14 protein-coding genes and 1 tRNA gene are annotated in these 16,722 nt (G+C 46.2%); 6 read left to right on the top strand and 9 right to left on the bottom strand.

Going from position 1 to position 16,722, the window contains the following annotated elements:
• Positions 1 to 6 precede the first annotated feature (6 nt).
• The 7 genes from P253_RS05805 to hrpA all read right to left on the bottom strand — a co-directional run bounded on the left by P253_RS05805 (position 7) and on the right by hrpA (position 9,362).
• Positions 7 to 546 (bottom strand): KdsC family phosphatase, encoded by a 540-nt coding sequence (locus P253_RS05805; RefSeq protein ID WP_005178818.1) that lies wholly within the window; start codon positions 544 to 546, stop codon positions 7 to 9.
• A 3-nt stretch (positions 547 to 549) separates the two neighbouring features.
• Complete coding sequence (locus tag P253_RS05810) at positions 550 to 1,527, bottom strand: KpsF/GutQ family sugar-phosphate isomerase (RefSeq protein WP_005178820.1); 978 nt, start codon at positions 1,525 to 1,527, stop codon at positions 550 to 552.
• Between the two features lie 309 nt (positions 1,528 to 1,836).
• Positions 1,837 to 1,912, bottom strand: a tRNA-Gly gene (locus P253_RS05815).
• A gap of 65 nt (positions 1,913 to 1,977) precedes the next feature.
• Positions 1,978 to 3,399 (bottom strand): cysteine--tRNA ligase, encoded by a 1,422-nt coding sequence (gene cysS / locus P253_RS05820; protein WP_016659121.1) that lies wholly within the window; start codon positions 3,397 to 3,399, stop codon positions 1,978 to 1,980.
• Between the two features lie 127 nt (positions 3,400 to 3,526).
• Positions 3,527 to 4,288 carry a lysophospholipid acyltransferase family protein gene (locus P253_RS05825; RefSeq protein ID WP_016659122.1) on the bottom strand — a complete coding sequence of 254 codons (762 nt, stop codon included), beginning with the start codon at positions 4,286 to 4,288 and terminating at the stop codon, positions 3,527 to 3,529.
• Between the two features lie 10 nt (positions 4,289 to 4,298).
• Positions 4,299 to 5,414, bottom strand: a complete 1,116-nt coding sequence (locus tag P253_RS05830; protein ID WP_016659123.1) for a beta-ketoacyl-ACP synthase III — start codon at positions 5,412 to 5,414, stop codon at positions 4,299 to 4,301.
• A 30-nt stretch (positions 5,415 to 5,444) separates the two neighbouring features.
• Positions 5,445 to 9,362: an ATP-dependent RNA helicase HrpA gene (gene hrpA, locus P253_RS05835; RefSeq protein WP_016659124.1), complete on the bottom strand. Its 3,918-nt coding sequence runs from the start codon at positions 9,360 to 9,362 to the stop codon at positions 5,445 to 5,447.
• A gap of 467 nt (positions 9,363 to 9,829) precedes the next feature.
• On the opposite strand from hrpA, the gene ahpC reads away from it, so the two are divergent.
• Together ahpC and P253_RS05845 are read left to right on the top strand one after the other, a co-directional pair.
• On the top strand, positions 9,830 to 10,393 hold the full coding sequence (gene ahpC / locus P253_RS05840; protein ID WP_016659125.1) for an alkyl hydroperoxide reductase subunit C: 564 nt from the start codon (positions 9,830 to 9,832) through the stop codon (positions 10,391 to 10,393).
• A 156-nt stretch (positions 10,394 to 10,549) separates the two neighbouring features.
• A complete protein-coding gene (locus tag P253_RS05845) occupies positions 10,550 to 11,026 on the top strand; it encodes a hypothetical protein (protein ID WP_016659126.1) in 477 nt (158 codons plus the stop codon).
• Between the two features lie 47 nt (positions 11,027 to 11,073).
• Here P253_RS05845 and P253_RS05850 read toward each other — a convergent pair whose 3' ends face one another.
• The gene (locus P253_RS05850) at positions 11,074 to 12,174 is read right to left on the bottom strand and encodes a zinc-binding metallopeptidase family protein (RefSeq protein WP_016659127.1); all 1,101 of its coding nucleotides are present in this window, start codon (positions 12,172 to 12,174) and stop codon (positions 11,074 to 11,076) included.
• A gap of 281 nt (positions 12,175 to 12,455) precedes the next feature.
• Here P253_RS05850 and P253_RS05855 point away from each other — a divergent pair, with 281 nt between their 5' ends.
• Positions 12,456 to 12,665 (top strand): KTSC domain-containing protein, encoded by a 210-nt coding sequence (locus P253_RS05855; RefSeq protein WP_016659128.1) that lies wholly within the window; start codon positions 12,456 to 12,458, stop codon positions 12,663 to 12,665.
• Positions 12,666 to 12,689: 24 nt separating this feature from the next.
• On the opposite strand, the gene P253_RS05860 is transcribed toward P253_RS05855, so the two are convergent.
• On the bottom strand, positions 12,690 to 12,911 hold the full coding sequence (locus P253_RS05860) for a DUF1653 domain-containing protein (RefSeq protein ID WP_005178842.1): 222 nt from the start codon (positions 12,909 to 12,911) through the stop codon (positions 12,690 to 12,692).
• A 296-nt stretch (positions 12,912 to 13,207) separates the two neighbouring features.
• Between P253_RS05860 and ahpF the strand changes: the two genes are divergently transcribed.
• The 3 genes from ahpF to P253_RS05875 all read left to right on the top strand — a co-directional run bounded on the left by ahpF (position 13,208) and on the right by P253_RS05875 (position 16,699).
• Positions 13,208 to 14,773: an alkyl hydroperoxide reductase subunit F gene (gene ahpF, locus P253_RS05865; RefSeq protein ID WP_016659129.1), complete on the top strand. Its 1,566-nt coding sequence runs from the start codon at positions 13,208 to 13,210 to the stop codon at positions 14,771 to 14,773.
• Positions 14,774 to 14,966: 193 nt separating this feature from the next.
• Positions 14,967 to 15,311: a hypothetical protein gene (locus tag P253_RS05870; RefSeq protein WP_005178845.1), complete on the top strand. Its 345-nt coding sequence runs from the start codon at positions 14,967 to 14,969 to the stop codon at positions 15,309 to 15,311.
• 176 nt (positions 15,312 to 15,487) lie between these two features.
• Positions 15,488 to 16,699: a YeeE/YedE family protein gene (locus tag P253_RS05875; RefSeq protein WP_016659130.1), complete on the top strand. Its 1,212-nt coding sequence runs from the start codon at positions 15,488 to 15,490 to the stop codon at positions 16,697 to 16,699.
• The last annotated feature ends 23 nt before the right edge of the window (positions 16,700 to 16,722 follow it).

Genomic DNA, 16,722 nt, shown 5'->3' on the forward strand with positions numbered 1-16,722 from the left:
ATCTTATTAATGAGGGATCGCGGTATACTTTTCAAGTAACTGTTCGTATACGCCTTTTGACATTAGGATCATATCGCAGATTTCACGTACCGCACCGCGGCCACCCTGCGCCTGAGTCACCAGATCAGCACGACGACGCACTTCAACATGACCATTCGGCACCGTGACTTTCATCCCGGCAATGGCAAAGGCAGATAAATCTGGCCAGTCATCGCCCATATACAGACAGTCTTCTGGTGCCAGATTCAGCTGGGCACAGGCTTCACGTAAAGCTACGCCTTTATCTTCACGGCCCTGATAAATCAGGTCCACACCCAAGGCATTCATACGTTTTTCAACAATATGGCTGGTACGCCCGGTAATGATGATGACTTTCACCCCGGCCTGCTGCACCAGTTTCATGCCCAGACCATCACGAATATCAAAGTTTTTAATTTCATCACCGCTATTGGTTAAGGTAACAAAGCCATCACTTAAAATACCATCGACATCTAAAACCAAAGCCTCAACGTGACGTGCCTGTTCCAATAAAATATACGATGCCATTTTTTAATTTACCCCGGCCTGAATCAGGTCATGCATACTGATCACACCAATCACCTGATGTGCATCATTGACCACTACAAATTGATTAATTTTTTTATCGCGTAACTGTGCCAGTGCTTCAACCGCACGGGCTTCCTGAGAAATGGTCGCAGGCTGCTTGATCATGACTTCAGCCACCGGCAGATGAATATCAAAGCCCTGCTGTTTGTCGATTAAACGGCGCAAATCACCATCAGTGAAAATTCCCAATAAGGTGTCCTGTTCATCCACCACCGTGGTCAGCCCCAAACGCTTGTCGGAAATTTCATACAGCACTTTGTTCATTGGGGTTTCTGGCGCGACTTTTGGCAGCTCGGCGCCGGTATGCATTAAGTGTTTGACATGCAACAGCAAGCGTTTACCCAAAGCACCCGCAGGATGGGAACGGGCGAAATCATCTGCGGTAAACCCACGCGCATCAAGTAAGGCCACAGCCAGTGCATCCCCTAAGGCCAATGTTGCGGTGGTGCTCGAGGTCGGTGCCAGACCCAGTGGGCAGGCTTCCTGAATGTTCCCTAAAGTTAAAGCCACATCGGCATTTTGTGGCATTGGGCCGCTGTCATCTCCGCTGATGGTAATTAACGGCACTTGCAGATGTTTGATGAGCGGCATCAGCATCATGATTTCATCACTTTTGCCAGAATTGGAGATGGCAATCAGCACATCACCCCGTACCAGCATGCCTAAATCGCCATGTCCTGCTTCGCCCGGATGCATAAAGAATGAAGGTGTACCGGTCGAGGCAAAAGTCGCCGCCATTTTACGGCCAATATGCCCGGATTTCCCCATACCGGTGATCACCACACGGCCTTTACATTGCAAAATAATTTCGCAGGCGCGGCTAAAGCGCTCGTCAATTTGTGTGGCCAGTGTTTGCAGAGCTTGTTCTTCTATACGCAAGGTACTGAGCGCCACACCTTGAAAATCAATCGGGTTTGACATGTTTTCAGAATTCAAATTTTTAACCTTCGTTCAGGGCTGAACGGTCTTCATTCAAGCAGAAATTAATTTTCGCAATTTTAGCATATCTATGCAAATGTCACGTTTTTAAATGTATAAGATTTCACACGATTTCTTCATGATTCCGCCTGTTGTTGATAAACCACAGCACAGGAAGATGGTGAACATGAGTCTCATTTTTTAGCTCAGGCAGTTAAGCTAAGTTTGAGTGTAGATAATGGATAATGTTTCATATCTGGATAAAAACGCATAAAAAAAGCCTCAATCATTTGACTGAGGCTTTTAAAATTTTGGAGCGGGAAACGAGACTCGAACTCGCGACCCCAACCTTGGCAAGGTTGTGCTCTACCAACTGAGCTATTCCCGCAATATGGAAGTGCATTATAGAGAGTTTCATACAACTGTCAACTCTTTATGCTTCCAAGTGGCGATTTAATCAGCACGACGCCAAACGGTACCTTGACGGGTATCTTCCAGCACTACGCCCTGATCGAGCAAAGACTGACGGATTTCATCGGCACGGGTAAAGTTTTTGTCTTTTTTGGCATCTTTACGCTGTTGAATCAGATCTTCAATCTGTTCTTCAGATAAACCAAGTGCATCCTGGCCAATGTCTGACTTCAGGAATTCATCGACATTGTGCTGTACTAAACCAAGAATATTGGTCAGATGACGCAAGGTAGCATAGAAGATTGCTGCCTGTTCGGCATTTTCTTCTTTCACCGCGCGGTTCAGTTCTTTATTGACTTCAAACAGCACTGCAATCGCTTCCGCGGTATTAAAATCATCCCGCATTGCGGTATTAAAGCGTTCGACCAATGTGTCATCTAGCGTTTCTAACAGCTTGTCGCCATACACGGCCTGATAGGCTTTAAATGAATGATAGAAACGGGACAGCGCCGTCTTGGCTTCTTTTAGTGCTACATCCGAGAAGTTCACCGGACTACGATAGTGTGAAGACACGATGAAATAACGGATCACTTCCGGATGGAATTTCTCCATCACATCCCGAATGGTGAAGAAGTTGCCGAGCGATTTTGACATTTTCTCGCCATCGACATTAATAAAGCCCACATGCATCCAGTAATTAACATACTGCTCACCGGTAGAGGCTTCAGACTGGGCAATTTCATTTTCATGATGCGGGAACATCAGGTCTGAACCACCACCATGAATATCAAAATGATTGCCCAGGCAGCAGGTCGACATCGCCGAACATTCAATATGCCAGCCCGGACGACCTTTGCCCCACGGTGATGGCCAAGCCGGTTCATTTTCTTTGGCATGTTTCCAGAGCACAAAGTCAAATGGATGTTTTTTCTCTACTTCGACATCGACACGCTCTGAAGCACCAGCCTGCATATCTTCCAGTTTACGACCGGATAAACGGCCATATTTTGCAAATTTTTCAACCTGGAAATAAACATCACCATTTGAAGCCGGATAAGCGGTGCCCTTGTCAACCAAATTGCCAATCATGTTTTGCATCTGGTCGATATAGTCAGTGGCACGCGGTGCTTCATCCGGAGCCAGACAGCCGAGGTTTTCTGCATCTTCATTCATGGCCTGAATAAAGCGGTCGGTTAAAGCGGTAATACTCTCGCCATTTTCATTGGCACGTTTGATAATTTTGTCGTCAATATCGGTGATATTGCGTACATATTTGACTTTCCAGCCCTGACTCCGCAAGAAACGGATGATGTAGTCAAATGCAACCATGACACGCGCGTGACCAATATGACAGTAGTCATACACGGTCATACCGCAGACATACATGTCGATCTGTCCATCGACGCGTGGCACGAATTCTACTTTTTTGCGCTGCTCTGAGTTATAGAGAACAAATGGTTGCATAGCTGTTCAAAAGACTTCAAATAAAAGGATGGTTCATCTTAACCTAAGCATTATTTTTCATAAAGTTTTCTCGTTATTTTTATCAAAAATCACTTATGCGGGCTTAAACTCAGGCACAACCCGGCTATTATGAGGATGAGTGCCCAGTTGAACGGGCTTTTAGCTGCGCTAAGCTCTGGTAAATTTGCTGAGCGATTTCCTCTCGCAGCGTGGTCAAATCTTCAGAACCTAATCTCTGCCCGACCTCTACCGGTGGCAAAAACTGAAAATAAAAAGGTACCCGCTTGGGAATCAGGTGTTTCGGTAATGATGGAATCACATCGCCATGACGTAATAATTTATCCAGTTGAGGGACTTTGAGCAGTTTCTGAAACAGACGATGCTGCACCACGGTTCTGGCATCAAAACCAAACTCGAAAATATCATCAGGGCCAAAGGCAGCAAAAGGAATAATGTCGTACTGAAATTCCTGTGCCAACTGTAAAAAGCCGTAGCGCTGCTTCCAGATCAGTTGATACTGCTCGCCCGGATGTTTCAGCACTTCACGTCCGCCACCCGGAAAGACCAGAATCGAATAGCCCTGCTGCATCAAGGCACGCACATATTCACGCTGGCCATCGACTGCGCCGAACTTTTTGACAATATCGCGCCAGATTGGCAAATAAAAATGGCTGTGGTCGGCAATACTGACCATAGCCACCTGATGTTCATTGAACAGATAATCAATAATGACGGGGGCATCAAAAATCCCGTAAAGGGAATGATTGCCCACATACATGGCAGGTCGGGATGCATCAATATATTCACTGCCTAAAAAGGTCGGCGTGAAATAGCGTTTAGATAAGGCGCTCAGCGTCTTGATCCATTTTGCATCATGCTGGACCTGCAATCTCTGCCCCTTAAACCACGTGTTTTTGTACCAGGATACAGCCCACCGAGTAGCCGGCACCAAATGAACATAACACGCCATATTCGCCATCATTCACTTCATGCGCAGTACGATGCAAGGCAATGATGACCCCGGCAGATGAAGTATTGGCAAACTCATCAAGAATAATTGGCACCAACGCCGGATCTGCTTCCGCAGCCGCTTTACCAACCACCAGTTTCAGAATCAGTTCGTTCATGCTGGCATTGGCCTGATGCAACCAGAAACGTTTTACATCGGCTGGTGCAATCGCATTTTTCTCCAGCTGCGCGGTAATCATTTTCGCAACCAGTGGACACACTTCTTTAAAGACTTTACGGCCGTCCTGACGGAAACGCTTGTCATCAATATCGGCATTTTCAGACAGATTCAGGAAACCGAAGTTGTTACGGATGTTGTTCGAGAACTGGGTAAATAACTGAGTGTCCACAATTTCAAAACCGGTTTTGCTGTCGGTGTCTTCAATAATTGACGCAGTGGCAACATCGCCAAAAATAAAGTGGCTGTCACGCGAACGGAAATCATTGTGTGCCGATGTAATTTCGACATTCACCAGCAAGACACGGCGCGCACCGCTTTTAATGGCATCATACGCCTGTTTTAAACCAAAGGTTGCTGCTGAACAGGCCACGTTCATGTCATAGGCATAGCCCTGAATCCCGAGTGCAGTCTGAATTTCAATGGCCACCGCCGGATAGGCACGCTGCATATTCGAGCAGGCCAGAATCACCACATCAATGTCTTCAGCCGTGACACCGGCATTTTCCATTGCCTGTTTGGCTGCAATTACGCCCCACTCGGCCTGAAGCGAGATTTCATCATCAGCGCGTTCTTTTAAATGTGGACGTAAACGGTTTGGATCAAGCAGACCGGTTTTCTCTGACACGTAGCGACGTTTCACGCCAGAGGCTTTTTCAATAAATTCTGCACTTGAGCCACGGCGTGCTTCTAACTCGCCCGCTGCAATTTTGTCAGCATTGGCCGAGTTATACTGTTCCACATAAGCATTTAAACTTTCAACTAACTCTTCATTGGTAATGACATCTTCAGGATGGAATAAGCCCGTACCGGTAATGCGAATGCCCATGTAAAACTCCTTTTTGAAATTCTCTCTATCTTAACCGATTCCCAGCTTTTCCCATACTTTTTGTAGCCGGTTTGGCGAAATTGGCATCTTGGTCTTCATTGGCTGCGAGAATAACGAGATGCGCAATTCTTCCACCATAAAGTACAATTCTTTCAAGCGGCTGTCATTTTTAAACTTGAACAGTTTGTCCATCCACGGGTCAATCTGCACAATGGCGGCATCATCACGTTGCAGGTTATTCGGCAAACGTTCCAAACGCAGCACCAGCGCTTTCAGATAACGTGGATATTCGCTCCAGACGTCTGCTGGCTTGTTATACACGAAATCGGCCAGGTTCATGAGGTCCAGCTGATCTTCAATATCATCCATATTTTTGGCAAAGACCGACTCATCCAGCATCAGCAGTTTACGGCGGATATCCTGCCATTGAATATAAATCTCATTAAAGCTGAACAGCGCTTTCTGTCCATGACTGAGGAATGATTTTTTTACCTCAAGTAGCAGCGTTTGGAACTGTTCAGCGTTGACTGGCAAGTCATCAATTGACATCTGCAAGGTGGCATAGACCAGCATCTGTTCCAGCTGTGCTTTATCGCCCAACGGAGAATAAGCCAGCGCCAGCGGTTTAGAAATCTGTTTTTTCAGCTGGCGGATTAAATCACCCAGCTGCATATGAATCAGGCGAATCACCCCGGCCCGATGCTGTTTAATAGCCTCTGCCTGATCATTAAAGGTTTGAATCACCACACCCGATTCATCTTTCTGTTCCAGCGCAGCAAAGTCTTTGGTCGGTACCAGCGCCTGATACTGCTTGACCACCACACCAGTGACTTTTTGCGAGGCTTCAAACACAAAGTTGTCCGGGAAGGTTTTAAATTCACCTTTCAGCTGCTTCACCGGACTATGGGTTTCGGTACGGCAGCGGGCTTTCAGCTCGCTCAGGTCACGGCCCTGTTCGATGACCCGGCCTTTTTCATCAATCACTTTAATAAACGGCAGCAAATACTGATCGACCCGTTCAAAGCTAAAGTCTTTTTCAGTGATCTGATCGCCGCGTAGCTGAAAAGCCAGGAAGCTGAAAATATGCTCACGCAGATGCGTCGCATCAATTCGTGCACTCAGTTTGCGCGCGGTATCCGGAATTGGCACCAGGTTACGGCGTTTATCTTTCGGCAAGGCTTTCAGTAGCGCTTCAATCAGCTCTTCACGCCAGCCCGGAATCCCCCAGGACCAGATGTTTTCATCGACCTGTGGCAGGGCCTGAACCGGAATTTTTACCGTTGCGCCATCTTCATCATGGCTCGGATCAAAACGGTAGCTGGCCGCCAGACGCAATTCGCCATTACGCAGATAATCCGGGAATTGCTGCGTGGTCGGGCGATCATTCAGCCACAAGGCATCATCATCAACAAATAAATAACGTGGCTCTTTCGGCTCGACGGTCGCGCGCCAGTCTTCAAAAGAACGGCGGCTGGCCACATCTGTTGGCACTTTTGCGGCATAGAACTGATAGATGGTTTCTTCATCTACCACCAGATCGCGGCGGCGCAGCTTGTCTTCGACCCGCTCCACTTCTTCCAGTTTGAGTAAATTATGCTTTAAGAACGGCGGCATAATTCCCAAGTTACCGGTAGTCAAGGCATCGCGCAGGAAAATCTCATGCGCCGCCGGCTGATCGACCTTTTCATAATTCACCTGACGTTTCGGTTCAATGATTAAACCAAACAGTGAAATCTGATCATAGGCATTGACCACTCCGGCTTTTTTCGACCAGTGCGGTTCAAAATAATGATGTTTTAACAGATCACGCGCCGCCAGAAGAATCCACTCCGGCTCAATTTTGGCCAGGTTCCGCAAATACACCTGCGAGGTTTCCACCATCTCAAAAGCCATCACCCACGGGGTATTGGTCTTATGCAAGGTTGAGGCCGGGAAAACCCGCGCTTTTTGCTGACGCACTGCCATAAACACATTACGTTCATCGGTTTTATTGGCAATAAACGATAACAGTCCGGTTAATAAAGCCCGATGCAGATTTTCATAACTGGCTTTCTTTTCATTGAAAGACAGTTTTAACCCCTGTGCCAGATCGACCAGCTGCTCATGGGTTTTCTTCCATTCACGTAAACGCAACCAGCTCAGGAAATGGTTACGGGCAAAGCTTCGGCGCTTGTTTTCACTCAAGTCACGATTGGCCAGCAAGGCATCCCAGAGTTTGAGATAAAACAGGAAATCGGAATCGGCTTCACGGAACAAGGCATGTTTTTGATCGGCCTGCATCTGTTTGTCGGCCGGGCGTTCCCGTGGGTCCTGCACCGCCAGTGCCGCCACAATTACCAGAATTTCATTTAAGGCACCAAAATGTGCCCCGCCCAGAATCATTCGTGCCAGACGTGGATCAATCGGCATTTTTGCCATTTGCTGGCCAATTTTGGTTAAGGAATCTCCCCCAACCCCTCTTTTAGACAGAGGGAGACTATTATTTTCGTCAGTCGCTTTAGACGGATTCGCTTTCTTCTCCGTCATTGCGCCAAGCTCAATCAAAAGCTTGCGACCATCATTGACCAGTCGATGATCTGGGGGCTCGATAAAATCAAAATCTTCCAGCGAACCGAGGCCCAGACTTTGCATCTGCAAAATCACCGAAGCTAAGTTGGTGCGTTTAATTTCCGGTTCGGTAAATTCCGGACGGCTTAAGAAATCTTCTTCCGAATACAGACGGATACAGACACCCGGTGCAATACGGCCACAACGGCCTTTACGCTGGTTGGCTGCGGCTTGCGAAACTGCTTCAATTGGCAGACGCTGTACACGTGAACGATAGTTATAACGTGAAATCCGGGCAAAACCACTGTCAATCACATAGCGGATATTCGGTACAGTTAACGCCGTTTCCGCGACGTTGGTAGCAATAATAATCCGTCGGCCACCGCCCGATGGATTAAAGATTTTCTGCTGCTCGGCCAGGGCCAGACGTGCATACAGCGGCAACACTTCCGTATGGCGCGGGCCATGCTTGATCAAGGTTTCCTGTAATTCACGGATTTCCTGCTCGGTGCTGGCAAATACCAGAATATCGGCATGTTCAGGATGACCTTTTTCCTGTGCATCGGCAAAGCATTCTTCCACCGCCTGCACCACTGCACGCGGCAGGTTTTCTTCAAAGTCATCAAACTCATCATCATCACTGCCGCCAATGCTCAGTTCGGAAATGGGACGGTAACGTACCTCAACCGGATAGCTGCGCCCTTCGACTTCAAAAATCGGCGCGCCATTAAAGTAATTGCTGAAACGGTTTACGTCCAAAGTCGCTGAGGTAATGATGACTTTGAGATCTTTACGCCGTGGCAACAGCTGCTTTAAATAACCCATGATGAAGTCAATATTCAGGGAACGTTCATGCGCTTCATCAATAATAATGGTGTCGTATTTGCTTAAGTAACGGTCATTGGCCAGCTCTGCCAATAAAATACCATCGGTCATTAAGCGGACAAGCGAATCCTGCGAGCCCTGTTCATTAAAACGGACTTTAAAGGAAATGGATTCACCAAGTTTTTCACCGACTTCTTCGGCAATCCGCTGCGAGACACTGCGCGCGGCCAGACGACGCGGCTGGGTATGACCAATCAGACCGGTTAAACCGCGCCCGGCCAGCATGGCAATTTGCGGCAACTGGGTAGTTTTCCCCGAACCGGTTTCCCCCGCCACAATAATCACCTGATGTTTTTGAATTGCCTCAACCAGCTTGTCGGCGTATTGGGTGACCGGCAAATCCTGATTCAGTTTGATGTTTGGAATACGGCCCAGGCGTTCCCGAACTTTCAGATTGGATTTTTCAAATAGCTCAGAATATTGTTTTTCATTTGCATCTTTTCCTTTACGCAGTCGATTTAAACGATGACGGTCACGCGCCATAACGAGTTGATCTACATTTAAATGACTCTGCACAGAACAAGATTCCTAATTTAAATAAAAAAATATCAATCGGCTATTTTACGCTGTAATGACAGCCAGCGGAAGAATACGCCCATGAAATGAACGAACAGACCCTCCAGCCTGTCTGCTTTTGCAGCGAATCCGCTGTCCGCAAACTGAGTACGGTGGCTTCTAGATTGTGACGATGACGAACATTTCCAAGCAGTCTGCCTAAAAATAAAAAATATTTTTGCTTTACCCTTGAATTTTACCGAGCTTGACATCATGTTTGATGAGGAATGAAAAAGGTGTACTTTTTAATTGTCATGTGGTCATCATATTTTTCGGCTACATAATAATACACACCGCCTGAATATGGCTTAAACAATCATTAATTCGGTTTTTCCGATGGTGGTAATGTAAAAATACCATTTCAGCAATAAAGCAAATTTCTATAATCTAATTGAAATTCAAAACAAACCTCAATCATGGAGACAATGATGAGCTTAATTAATACTGAAGTTAAACCATTTAAAGCAAATGCCTACCACAACGGTCAATTCGTTGAAGTAACTGAAGCTGATCTTAAAGGCAAATGGTCAGTTGTATTCTTCTACCCAGCTGACTTCACTTTCGTTTGCCCAACTGAGCTTGGTGACCTTGCTGACAACTACGCTGAATTCCAAAAATTAGGCGTTGAAATCTATGCAGTTTCTACTGACACTCACTTCACGCACAAAGCTTGGCACGATTCTTCAGAAGAAATCAAAAAAATCCAATACGTAATGGTTGGCGACCCAACTTGGACACTGTCTAAAAACTTCGAAGTATTAATTGAAGCTGACGGTCTTGCTGATCGTGGTACTTTCGTCATCGATCCAGAAGGCAAAATCCAGATCATCGAAATCAACGCGGGTGGTATCGGCCGTGACGCGCAAGAACTTCTTCGCAAAGTAAAAGCTGCTCAATACGTTCACGCTCACCCAGGTGAAGTTTGCCCAGCAAAATGGAAAGAAGGCGAAGCAACACTTGCTCCTTCAATCGACCTAGTTGGTAAAATCTAATCTGTATTAGATTAAACTGATTGAAAAAAACCACGCTTGATCGCGTGGTTTTTTTATTGATGCGCTTACATTTTTACTCAATTTTAGCTGCTGTAGATTCTTTTTATTTTCATCTGCGTTGATTAAGCTACTGAAAAATGCGCTATGGATAGACCGATGAAAACCCTATTAATTGCAGCCTTATTCACCACCCTGTCCCTGCCGGCCTGGGCTGATGTGCAGTGTAGCGGCAGCTTAAAAGATCGTTCGATTTCCGACAATATTTTCGTTGGCAAGCAATGCACCTTAACTAATGTGCAGGTCGATGGCAATGTCATGCTGGCCGATGGTGCCAAAGCCATTCTCCGAAACAGCCATATTGATGGCAATCTGGAATCCAAAGGCCGTTTTGCACAGCTGGTGGCGACCAATAACCGCATTGAAGGCAATATTCAACTGGAACGCGGCAAGCTGACCCAGCTGCACAATAACCGTGTAAATGGAAATATCCAGCTCAAAAACAATCGGGGTACGCTGAATATTAGCCGTAATCAGGTCGATGGCAATCTGGAATGTGAAAATAACGCGACACCACCGGTGGGTGGACGTAACACGGTACAGGGCGATAAAACAGGACAATGCCGCCGTTTATAAGGTGGGATGATTTTATGATAGATGAGGTTTTGATGATGGATCAAGCATTAACCATCTACAGGAATTGGATTGTCCGAAACTGACGGCAAACCATGGATCACCTGATGAATCAGTTGTAATTTTTCCATCACCTTCGGACTAATCACAAAGGGATAAAAATCTTCCTGCCCCATACTCCGATTCACACTATTCATGGCAAAAGCCACTGGCAACCAGGCCTGAAAAATCTCGTTAAAGTCGGTCAAAAAATACGGATTTTCACGTTGCTTGAAGTACATAAAATGCTGCTCTTCATGCACAATTTGCGGATGAATACTCATGCCAAAAGAAGTTGCCGTTTCCAGCACATCAACAATATGTAAATAATGCGCCCAGCTTTCCGCCCAGTCTTCCCACGGATGCATGGTGGCATAGGCACTAATATAGGCATCCATCCAGTTGCTTGGTGCGCCGTGCTGATAATAGTCCTTCACCGCCTGCTGATAACAGGCGCGCTCATCCCCAAAAAGTTGCCGAAAGCGTGCCAGATAATCACTGTTCGCCACCAGAACATCCCAATAATAATGGCCAATTTCATGCCGGAAATGCCCCAGCAAAGTCCGGTACACTTCGGCCATATTCTGCTTGGCCATCATCCGCTCGACATCATCGGCTTCGGCAATATTTAAAGTAATCACCCCGCTGGCATGGCCGGTCATGACTTTGGGAGCACGATCATCATTCGGATTGGCCTTAAAGTCGAACACCAGCCCACGTTCAGGACTTTCCAGCTTGCTCAGTAAAGGCAAATTCCAGCGCAGCAAGGCATAGACCAGGCGATGCTTGGCCAACTCGATTTTTTGCCAGCGGCAGTAATATTGCGGCTGGTTTAAATCCGGGATAATCCGGTTTAAACGGCAGGCCGGACAAAACTGCTCCAGACTGTCAAACGGAATAATCCAGTTACAGACCTGATGCTGATGATTCTGGCAAAAACGGTAAGCCTTTTGAGTGACCGCTTCAACAAATTCCCCTGCCCGCTGACCCGGTTGCAACGCCAGCATATGCATATATTGTGCATCAAAACCTAAATGATGCTGGCACACGGTACACTGGGTATTGTCGAAATAAATCGGATGCTGACAATAACTGCACTGAAAAAGTTGCATGAGAATGGCTCAGTCGATTGTTTTTATTACAGAGATGCCGCTAAGCTTAGAAGATTCTGATTTTTCTGAGTGTAGTTTTTTTGCAGTGAATGTTTAGTGTTGCTGCAACCGTGGTGCAGATTGTCCCCATACGCTGCGCTTTGACCGGGAGTGTTGGCACACAACACTCGACTTTCGCGGATAAAGTTGAAAATTCTTACAAATCAGTAATACATCCGGCTCTGCATTTGGCATATGGTCAAACTATAACGATTCCAAACACAATAAAGGAGGAATGGCTAATGGGAACTGTCCTGACTGTAACCTTCTGCAAATACAATACTTCAACACGCTACTTAAAAATATTTTATAACAATGGGTTGGCAGAGCTTTATCATCCTGTGCCAGAATTTATCTATAACAATCTGCTACGCAGTCATGATAAAGCTGCTTTTGTGCAAAAATATCTGGAGTACGATTTACACTTTAACAAGGTCTCGTTGCGACCTTGAATTGAGGTGCAGCAATTTCACCTCTCACATCATTTCCTGAACCAGTTTAAAACGCGGTAATTCACGATCATCTTCCAGACTGATCGATTCGGTAAACATGCTCAGTGGTCGAACCCAAATGGAATAATCACCATATAAACACTGGTAGACCACCAGCTTTTCCTCGGTTTCACTGTGCGTGGCCACATGCAACACCTGATACAACTGCCCTTTATAATGCTGATAAATGCCTCGGCTTAAACTCATCTTGATACTCACCTTTGTAATTTTAAATGCCATTGCTCAGGATAATGCCTAGTTTTAGTCACAAATAGCAAATCTTTGATTTTCTTATTGTCAATTCTTGAAAATTCCAGTGACAAGCCACATCTTAGAAGATAAAGCCATACATTTTTATGTGCAACTTCTGCATAAATACATGATTTTTATTATTTGATTTAAAAAACCGATTGTTTTGATAAAAACAAACCGTTTCACCAATTAAATATTTTCTCCTATCATGTCTTTATCAAATACATTTTACTCCTCTGGAGACGTTAGCAATGTTAGATCAAAATACCACAGCCCAATTAAAAGCCTTGTTAGAACGCCTTGAAGGTCCAATCGAATTAGTGGCCACTTTAGATAGCTCTGACAAATCAGACAAAATCAAAGAACTGGTAACTGAAATTGCCGCCCTCTCTGATCAGGTGACTGCACGCTTCGATGGTAACAACAAACGTGCACCAAGCTTTGGTGTCGCCAAAGCCGGTGAGCAACCGCGTGTATTCTTCGCAGGTTTGCCAATGGGTCATGAGTTCACTTCTTTGATTCTGGCATTGTTACAAACTTCGGGCTATGCACCAAAAGTGTCTGATGAAGTGCTGGCTTCTATTAAAGACTTGGGTATCCAATCGGATTTCGATGTATTCGTATCGTTAAGCTGTCACAACTGTCCAGACGTGGTGCAGGCATTGAACCTGATAGCCATCTATAACCCGGGTACTACTGCCACTATGATTGATGGTGCATTCTTCCAGGATGAAGTGGAAGAACGTAAGATCATGGCGGTACCTATGGTATTCCAGGACGGTAACCACATCGGTCAGGGTCGTATGACACTGGAAGAAATCATTGCCAAATTAGACACCAACTCTGCAGCCAAAGAAGCTGAAAAGTTAAATGCCAAAGCTGCCTTTGATGTCTTGGTGATTGGTGGTGGTCCTGCCGGGAATACTGCAGCGATTTATGCAGCACGTAAAGGCATTAACACCGGTATCGTGGCGGAACGTTTTGGCGGTCAGGTGATGGACACCATGGACATTGAAAACTTCACTTCAATCAAGAAAACCCAAGGTCCAAAATTTGCCGCTGAAATGGAAGCACACGTACGTGAATACGGTGTCGACATCATGAACCTACAACGTGTATCTGACATTAAAGGTGCAGATGAAACAGCCAACGGTTTAGTTGAAGTGACCTTAGAAAACGGTGCTAAACTGGAATCGAAAACTGTGGTGCTTTCAACCGGTGCACGCTGGAGAGAGATGAACGTTCCGGGTGAAGCAGAATACCGTACCCGTGGTGTGGCGTATTGCCCACACTGTGATGGTCCTTTATTCAAAGGCAAACGTGTTGCAGTCATTGGTGGGGGTAACTCGGGTGTAGAAGCGGCGATTGACTTGGCGGGTATTGTTGAGCATGTGACCTTAGTAGAGTTTGATACCAAGTTACGTGCGGATCAGGTATTGCAAGACAAGCTAAACAGCTTGCCAAATACCACAGTGATTAAAAATGCACTTTCAACAGAAGTCGTGGGTGATGGTTCACAAGTGACAGCGCTGAAATACAAAGACCGTGCAACGGATGAAGAGCATACGGTTGAACTGGCGGGGATCTTTGTACAGATCGGTTTGTTACCAAATACCGATTTCTTGAAAGAAACAGCAGTTGAGCTGAGCAACCGTGGTGAAATTGTGATTAACGAGCGCAACGAAACCAACGTCAAAGGTGTATTTGCGGCGGGTGACTGTACTACAGTCCCATATAAGCAGATCATCATCGCGACTGGTGAAGGCGCGAAAGCATCCTTATCTGCCTTTGATTACATCATCCGTTCGGGGCAATAATTCTGCTGAATTAACTCTAGAACGCCACAAGCCTATAGCGTGCACTACCCTATAGGCTTTTTTTGTATTTCATTTTCTTACATTTAATCAACAATTTGTTATCTATTGCCAGATCAGAACTGGTTTATATTTTTGAATATTCACTGCTGTTGTGGATATTTGCCTTGAGAATAGAATTAAAAGGAATATGACAATGAATAAATTACTTGTTGCTTTAGGTCTTGCTGCTACCGTTGCTTTAGTGGGCTGTAACCGTGATCAGGCGCCTGAAACAGGTGCAACCACTGGCGAACATCTGGAAAATGCTGCTGAACAGGCAGGTCATGATATTTCCGGTGCTGCTGAAGAAGCTTCAGCTGAAATGGATGCTGCAACGGATGAAGCTGCTGCAGAGTTAGATCAGGCCGCGGACAATGCTGCTGCGGCAACCAGTCAGGCTTGGGATGAAACCAAGGAAGCCACCAAAGATGCAACTGCAACCGCAGCCGGTGCTGTTGAACAAGGTGCTGCGAACGTGCGTGAAGAAGCCCAGCAATAAAATTCACTTCCTCGCTAAAAGCTCCCTTCCGGGAGCTTTTTTATTATTCATTTTACTAATATTTGAAATTAGAAATTTCAAATTAAAAATAGCTTAAATGACTGTTTCTGTTAGGTTAAAAGTTTAAATTTCCACTAAAATACTCAGGATTCTGATTTCTCTCCCTGTTATTGTCTATGTCTATTATTGCTGCAAAAGCCGACCGGTCGAATCGCTCGATCTGGGTCGCGCTGGTGTTATTGTTTATTGGCTGTATTGGCGCCTATCAGGTGGTGGGCATTAACCAGGCACTATTATTCCTGATTGGTGGTGCACTGGGGATGACTCTGTACCATGCTTCTTTTGGTTTTACCTCAAGCTGGCGGGTGTTTATCAAGCAAGGTCGTGGTCGCGGTCTGCGTGCACAAATGATCATGCTTGGTCTGGCAGTACTGCTGTTTTTCCCAGCCTTAGGTGCAGGTGAACTGTTTGGCAATCCGGTCAATGGTTTTGTTAGCCCAGTGTCAATGTCGGTGATGATTGGTGCCTTTATTTTTGGTATTGGCATGCAGCTCGGCGGCGGCTGTGCTTCTGGTACGCTGTATACCGTGGGTGGTGGTAGCGCACGCATGCTGGTAACACTGGTATTCTTCTGCTTAGGCTCACTGATTGCCACCACGCATTTAGACTGGTGGTTTAACCTGCCGCATCTGGCACCTATTTCACTGGTCACCAGCTTAGGTGTGATGCCGGCGTTATTGCTGAACTTTGTGCTGTTTGCCCTGATTGCCTTGGTTACCGTATGGTATGAAAAGAAACGTCATGGCAGTCTGGAGGTTGAACCGGCTGCACAGTATCAGGGCTGGAAACGCTTCTTACGTGGCCCGTGGCCGTTGGTGTGGGGCGGTATCATGCTGACCCTGCTGAACTTCGCTACTCTTGCGTTGGCTGGACGTCCTTGGGGCGTAACCTCTGCGCTGGCCGTCTGGGCCGCCAAATCGGCCAGTTTTGTGGGTGTTGATGTAGCCTCCTGGAGCTACTGGCAGCAACCAGCCAATGCCAAAGCACTGACAGAGTCGTTATGGTTTGATATTACCTCGATGATGAACTTCGGGATTATGCTCGGCGCCCTGCTGGCAGCCAGTCTGGCCGGTAAATTCGCACCGAACTTTAATATTCCAAAACGCTCGCTGATGGCAGCGATTGTTGGCGGTTTGCTGTTAGGTTATGGCGCACGCCTGGCTTATGGCTGTAATATTGGCGCCTATTTCAGTGGTATTGCCTCTGGCAGTTTACATGGCTGGCTGTGGCTGGTATTTGCCTTTATTGGCAATGGCATTGGGGTCAAATTGCGTCCATTCTTCTTCCCGGAAGAACGCCCACAACCTGAAAAGCTGACCGGCTGTTAATTCCTGACTCGCTGTTAAAAAAG

The organism is Acinetobacter indicus CIP 110367 (genome assembly GCF_000488255.1).
Taxonomy (GTDB): domain Bacteria; phylum Pseudomonadota; class Gammaproteobacteria; order Pseudomonadales; family Moraxellaceae; genus Acinetobacter; species Acinetobacter indicus.

Excerpts from the sequence above, each read along its gene's own strand:
- ahpC (WP_016659125.1), top strand. The coding sequence starts at position 9,830 with ATGAGCTTAATTAATACTGAAGTTAAACCATTTAAAGCAAATGCCTAC.
- P253_RS05850 (WP_016659127.1), bottom strand. The coding sequence starts at position 12,174 with ATGCAACTTTTTCAGTGCAGTTATTGTCAGCATCCGATTTATTTCGAC.
- P253_RS05830 (WP_016659123.1), bottom strand. The coding sequence starts at position 5,414 with ATGGGCATTCGCATTACCGGTACGGGCTTATTCCATCCTGAAGATGTC.
- P253_RS05855 (WP_016659128.1), top strand. The coding sequence starts at position 12,456 with ATGGGAACTGTCCTGACTGTAACCTTCTGCAAATACAATACTTCAACA.
- P253_RS05860 (WP_005178842.1), bottom strand. The coding sequence starts at position 12,911 with ATGAGTTTAAGCCGAGGCATTTATCAGCATTATAAAGGGCAGTTGTAT.
- P253_RS05805 (WP_005178818.1), bottom strand. The coding sequence starts at position 546 with ATGGCATCGTATATTTTATTGGAACAGGCACGTCACGTTGAGGCTTTG.
- P253_RS05875 (WP_016659130.1), top strand. The coding sequence starts at position 15,488 with ATGTCTATTATTGCTGCAAAAGCCGACCGGTCGAATCGCTCGATCTGG.
- P253_RS05845 (WP_016659126.1), top strand. The coding sequence starts at position 10,550 with ATGAAAACCCTATTAATTGCAGCCTTATTCACCACCCTGTCCCTGCCG.
- ahpF (WP_016659129.1), top strand. The coding sequence starts at position 13,208 with ATGTTAGATCAAAATACCACAGCCCAATTAAAAGCCTTGTTAGAACGC.
- P253_RS05810 (WP_005178820.1), bottom strand. The coding sequence starts at position 1,527 with ATGTCAAACCCGATTGATTTTCAAGGTGTGGCGCTCAGTACCTTGCGT.
- cysS (WP_016659121.1), bottom strand. The coding sequence starts at position 3,399 with ATGCAACCATTTGTTCTCTATAACTCAGAGCAGCGCAAAAAAGTAGAA.
- P253_RS05870 (WP_005178845.1), top strand. The coding sequence starts at position 14,967 with ATGAATAAATTACTTGTTGCTTTAGGTCTTGCTGCTACCGTTGCTTTA.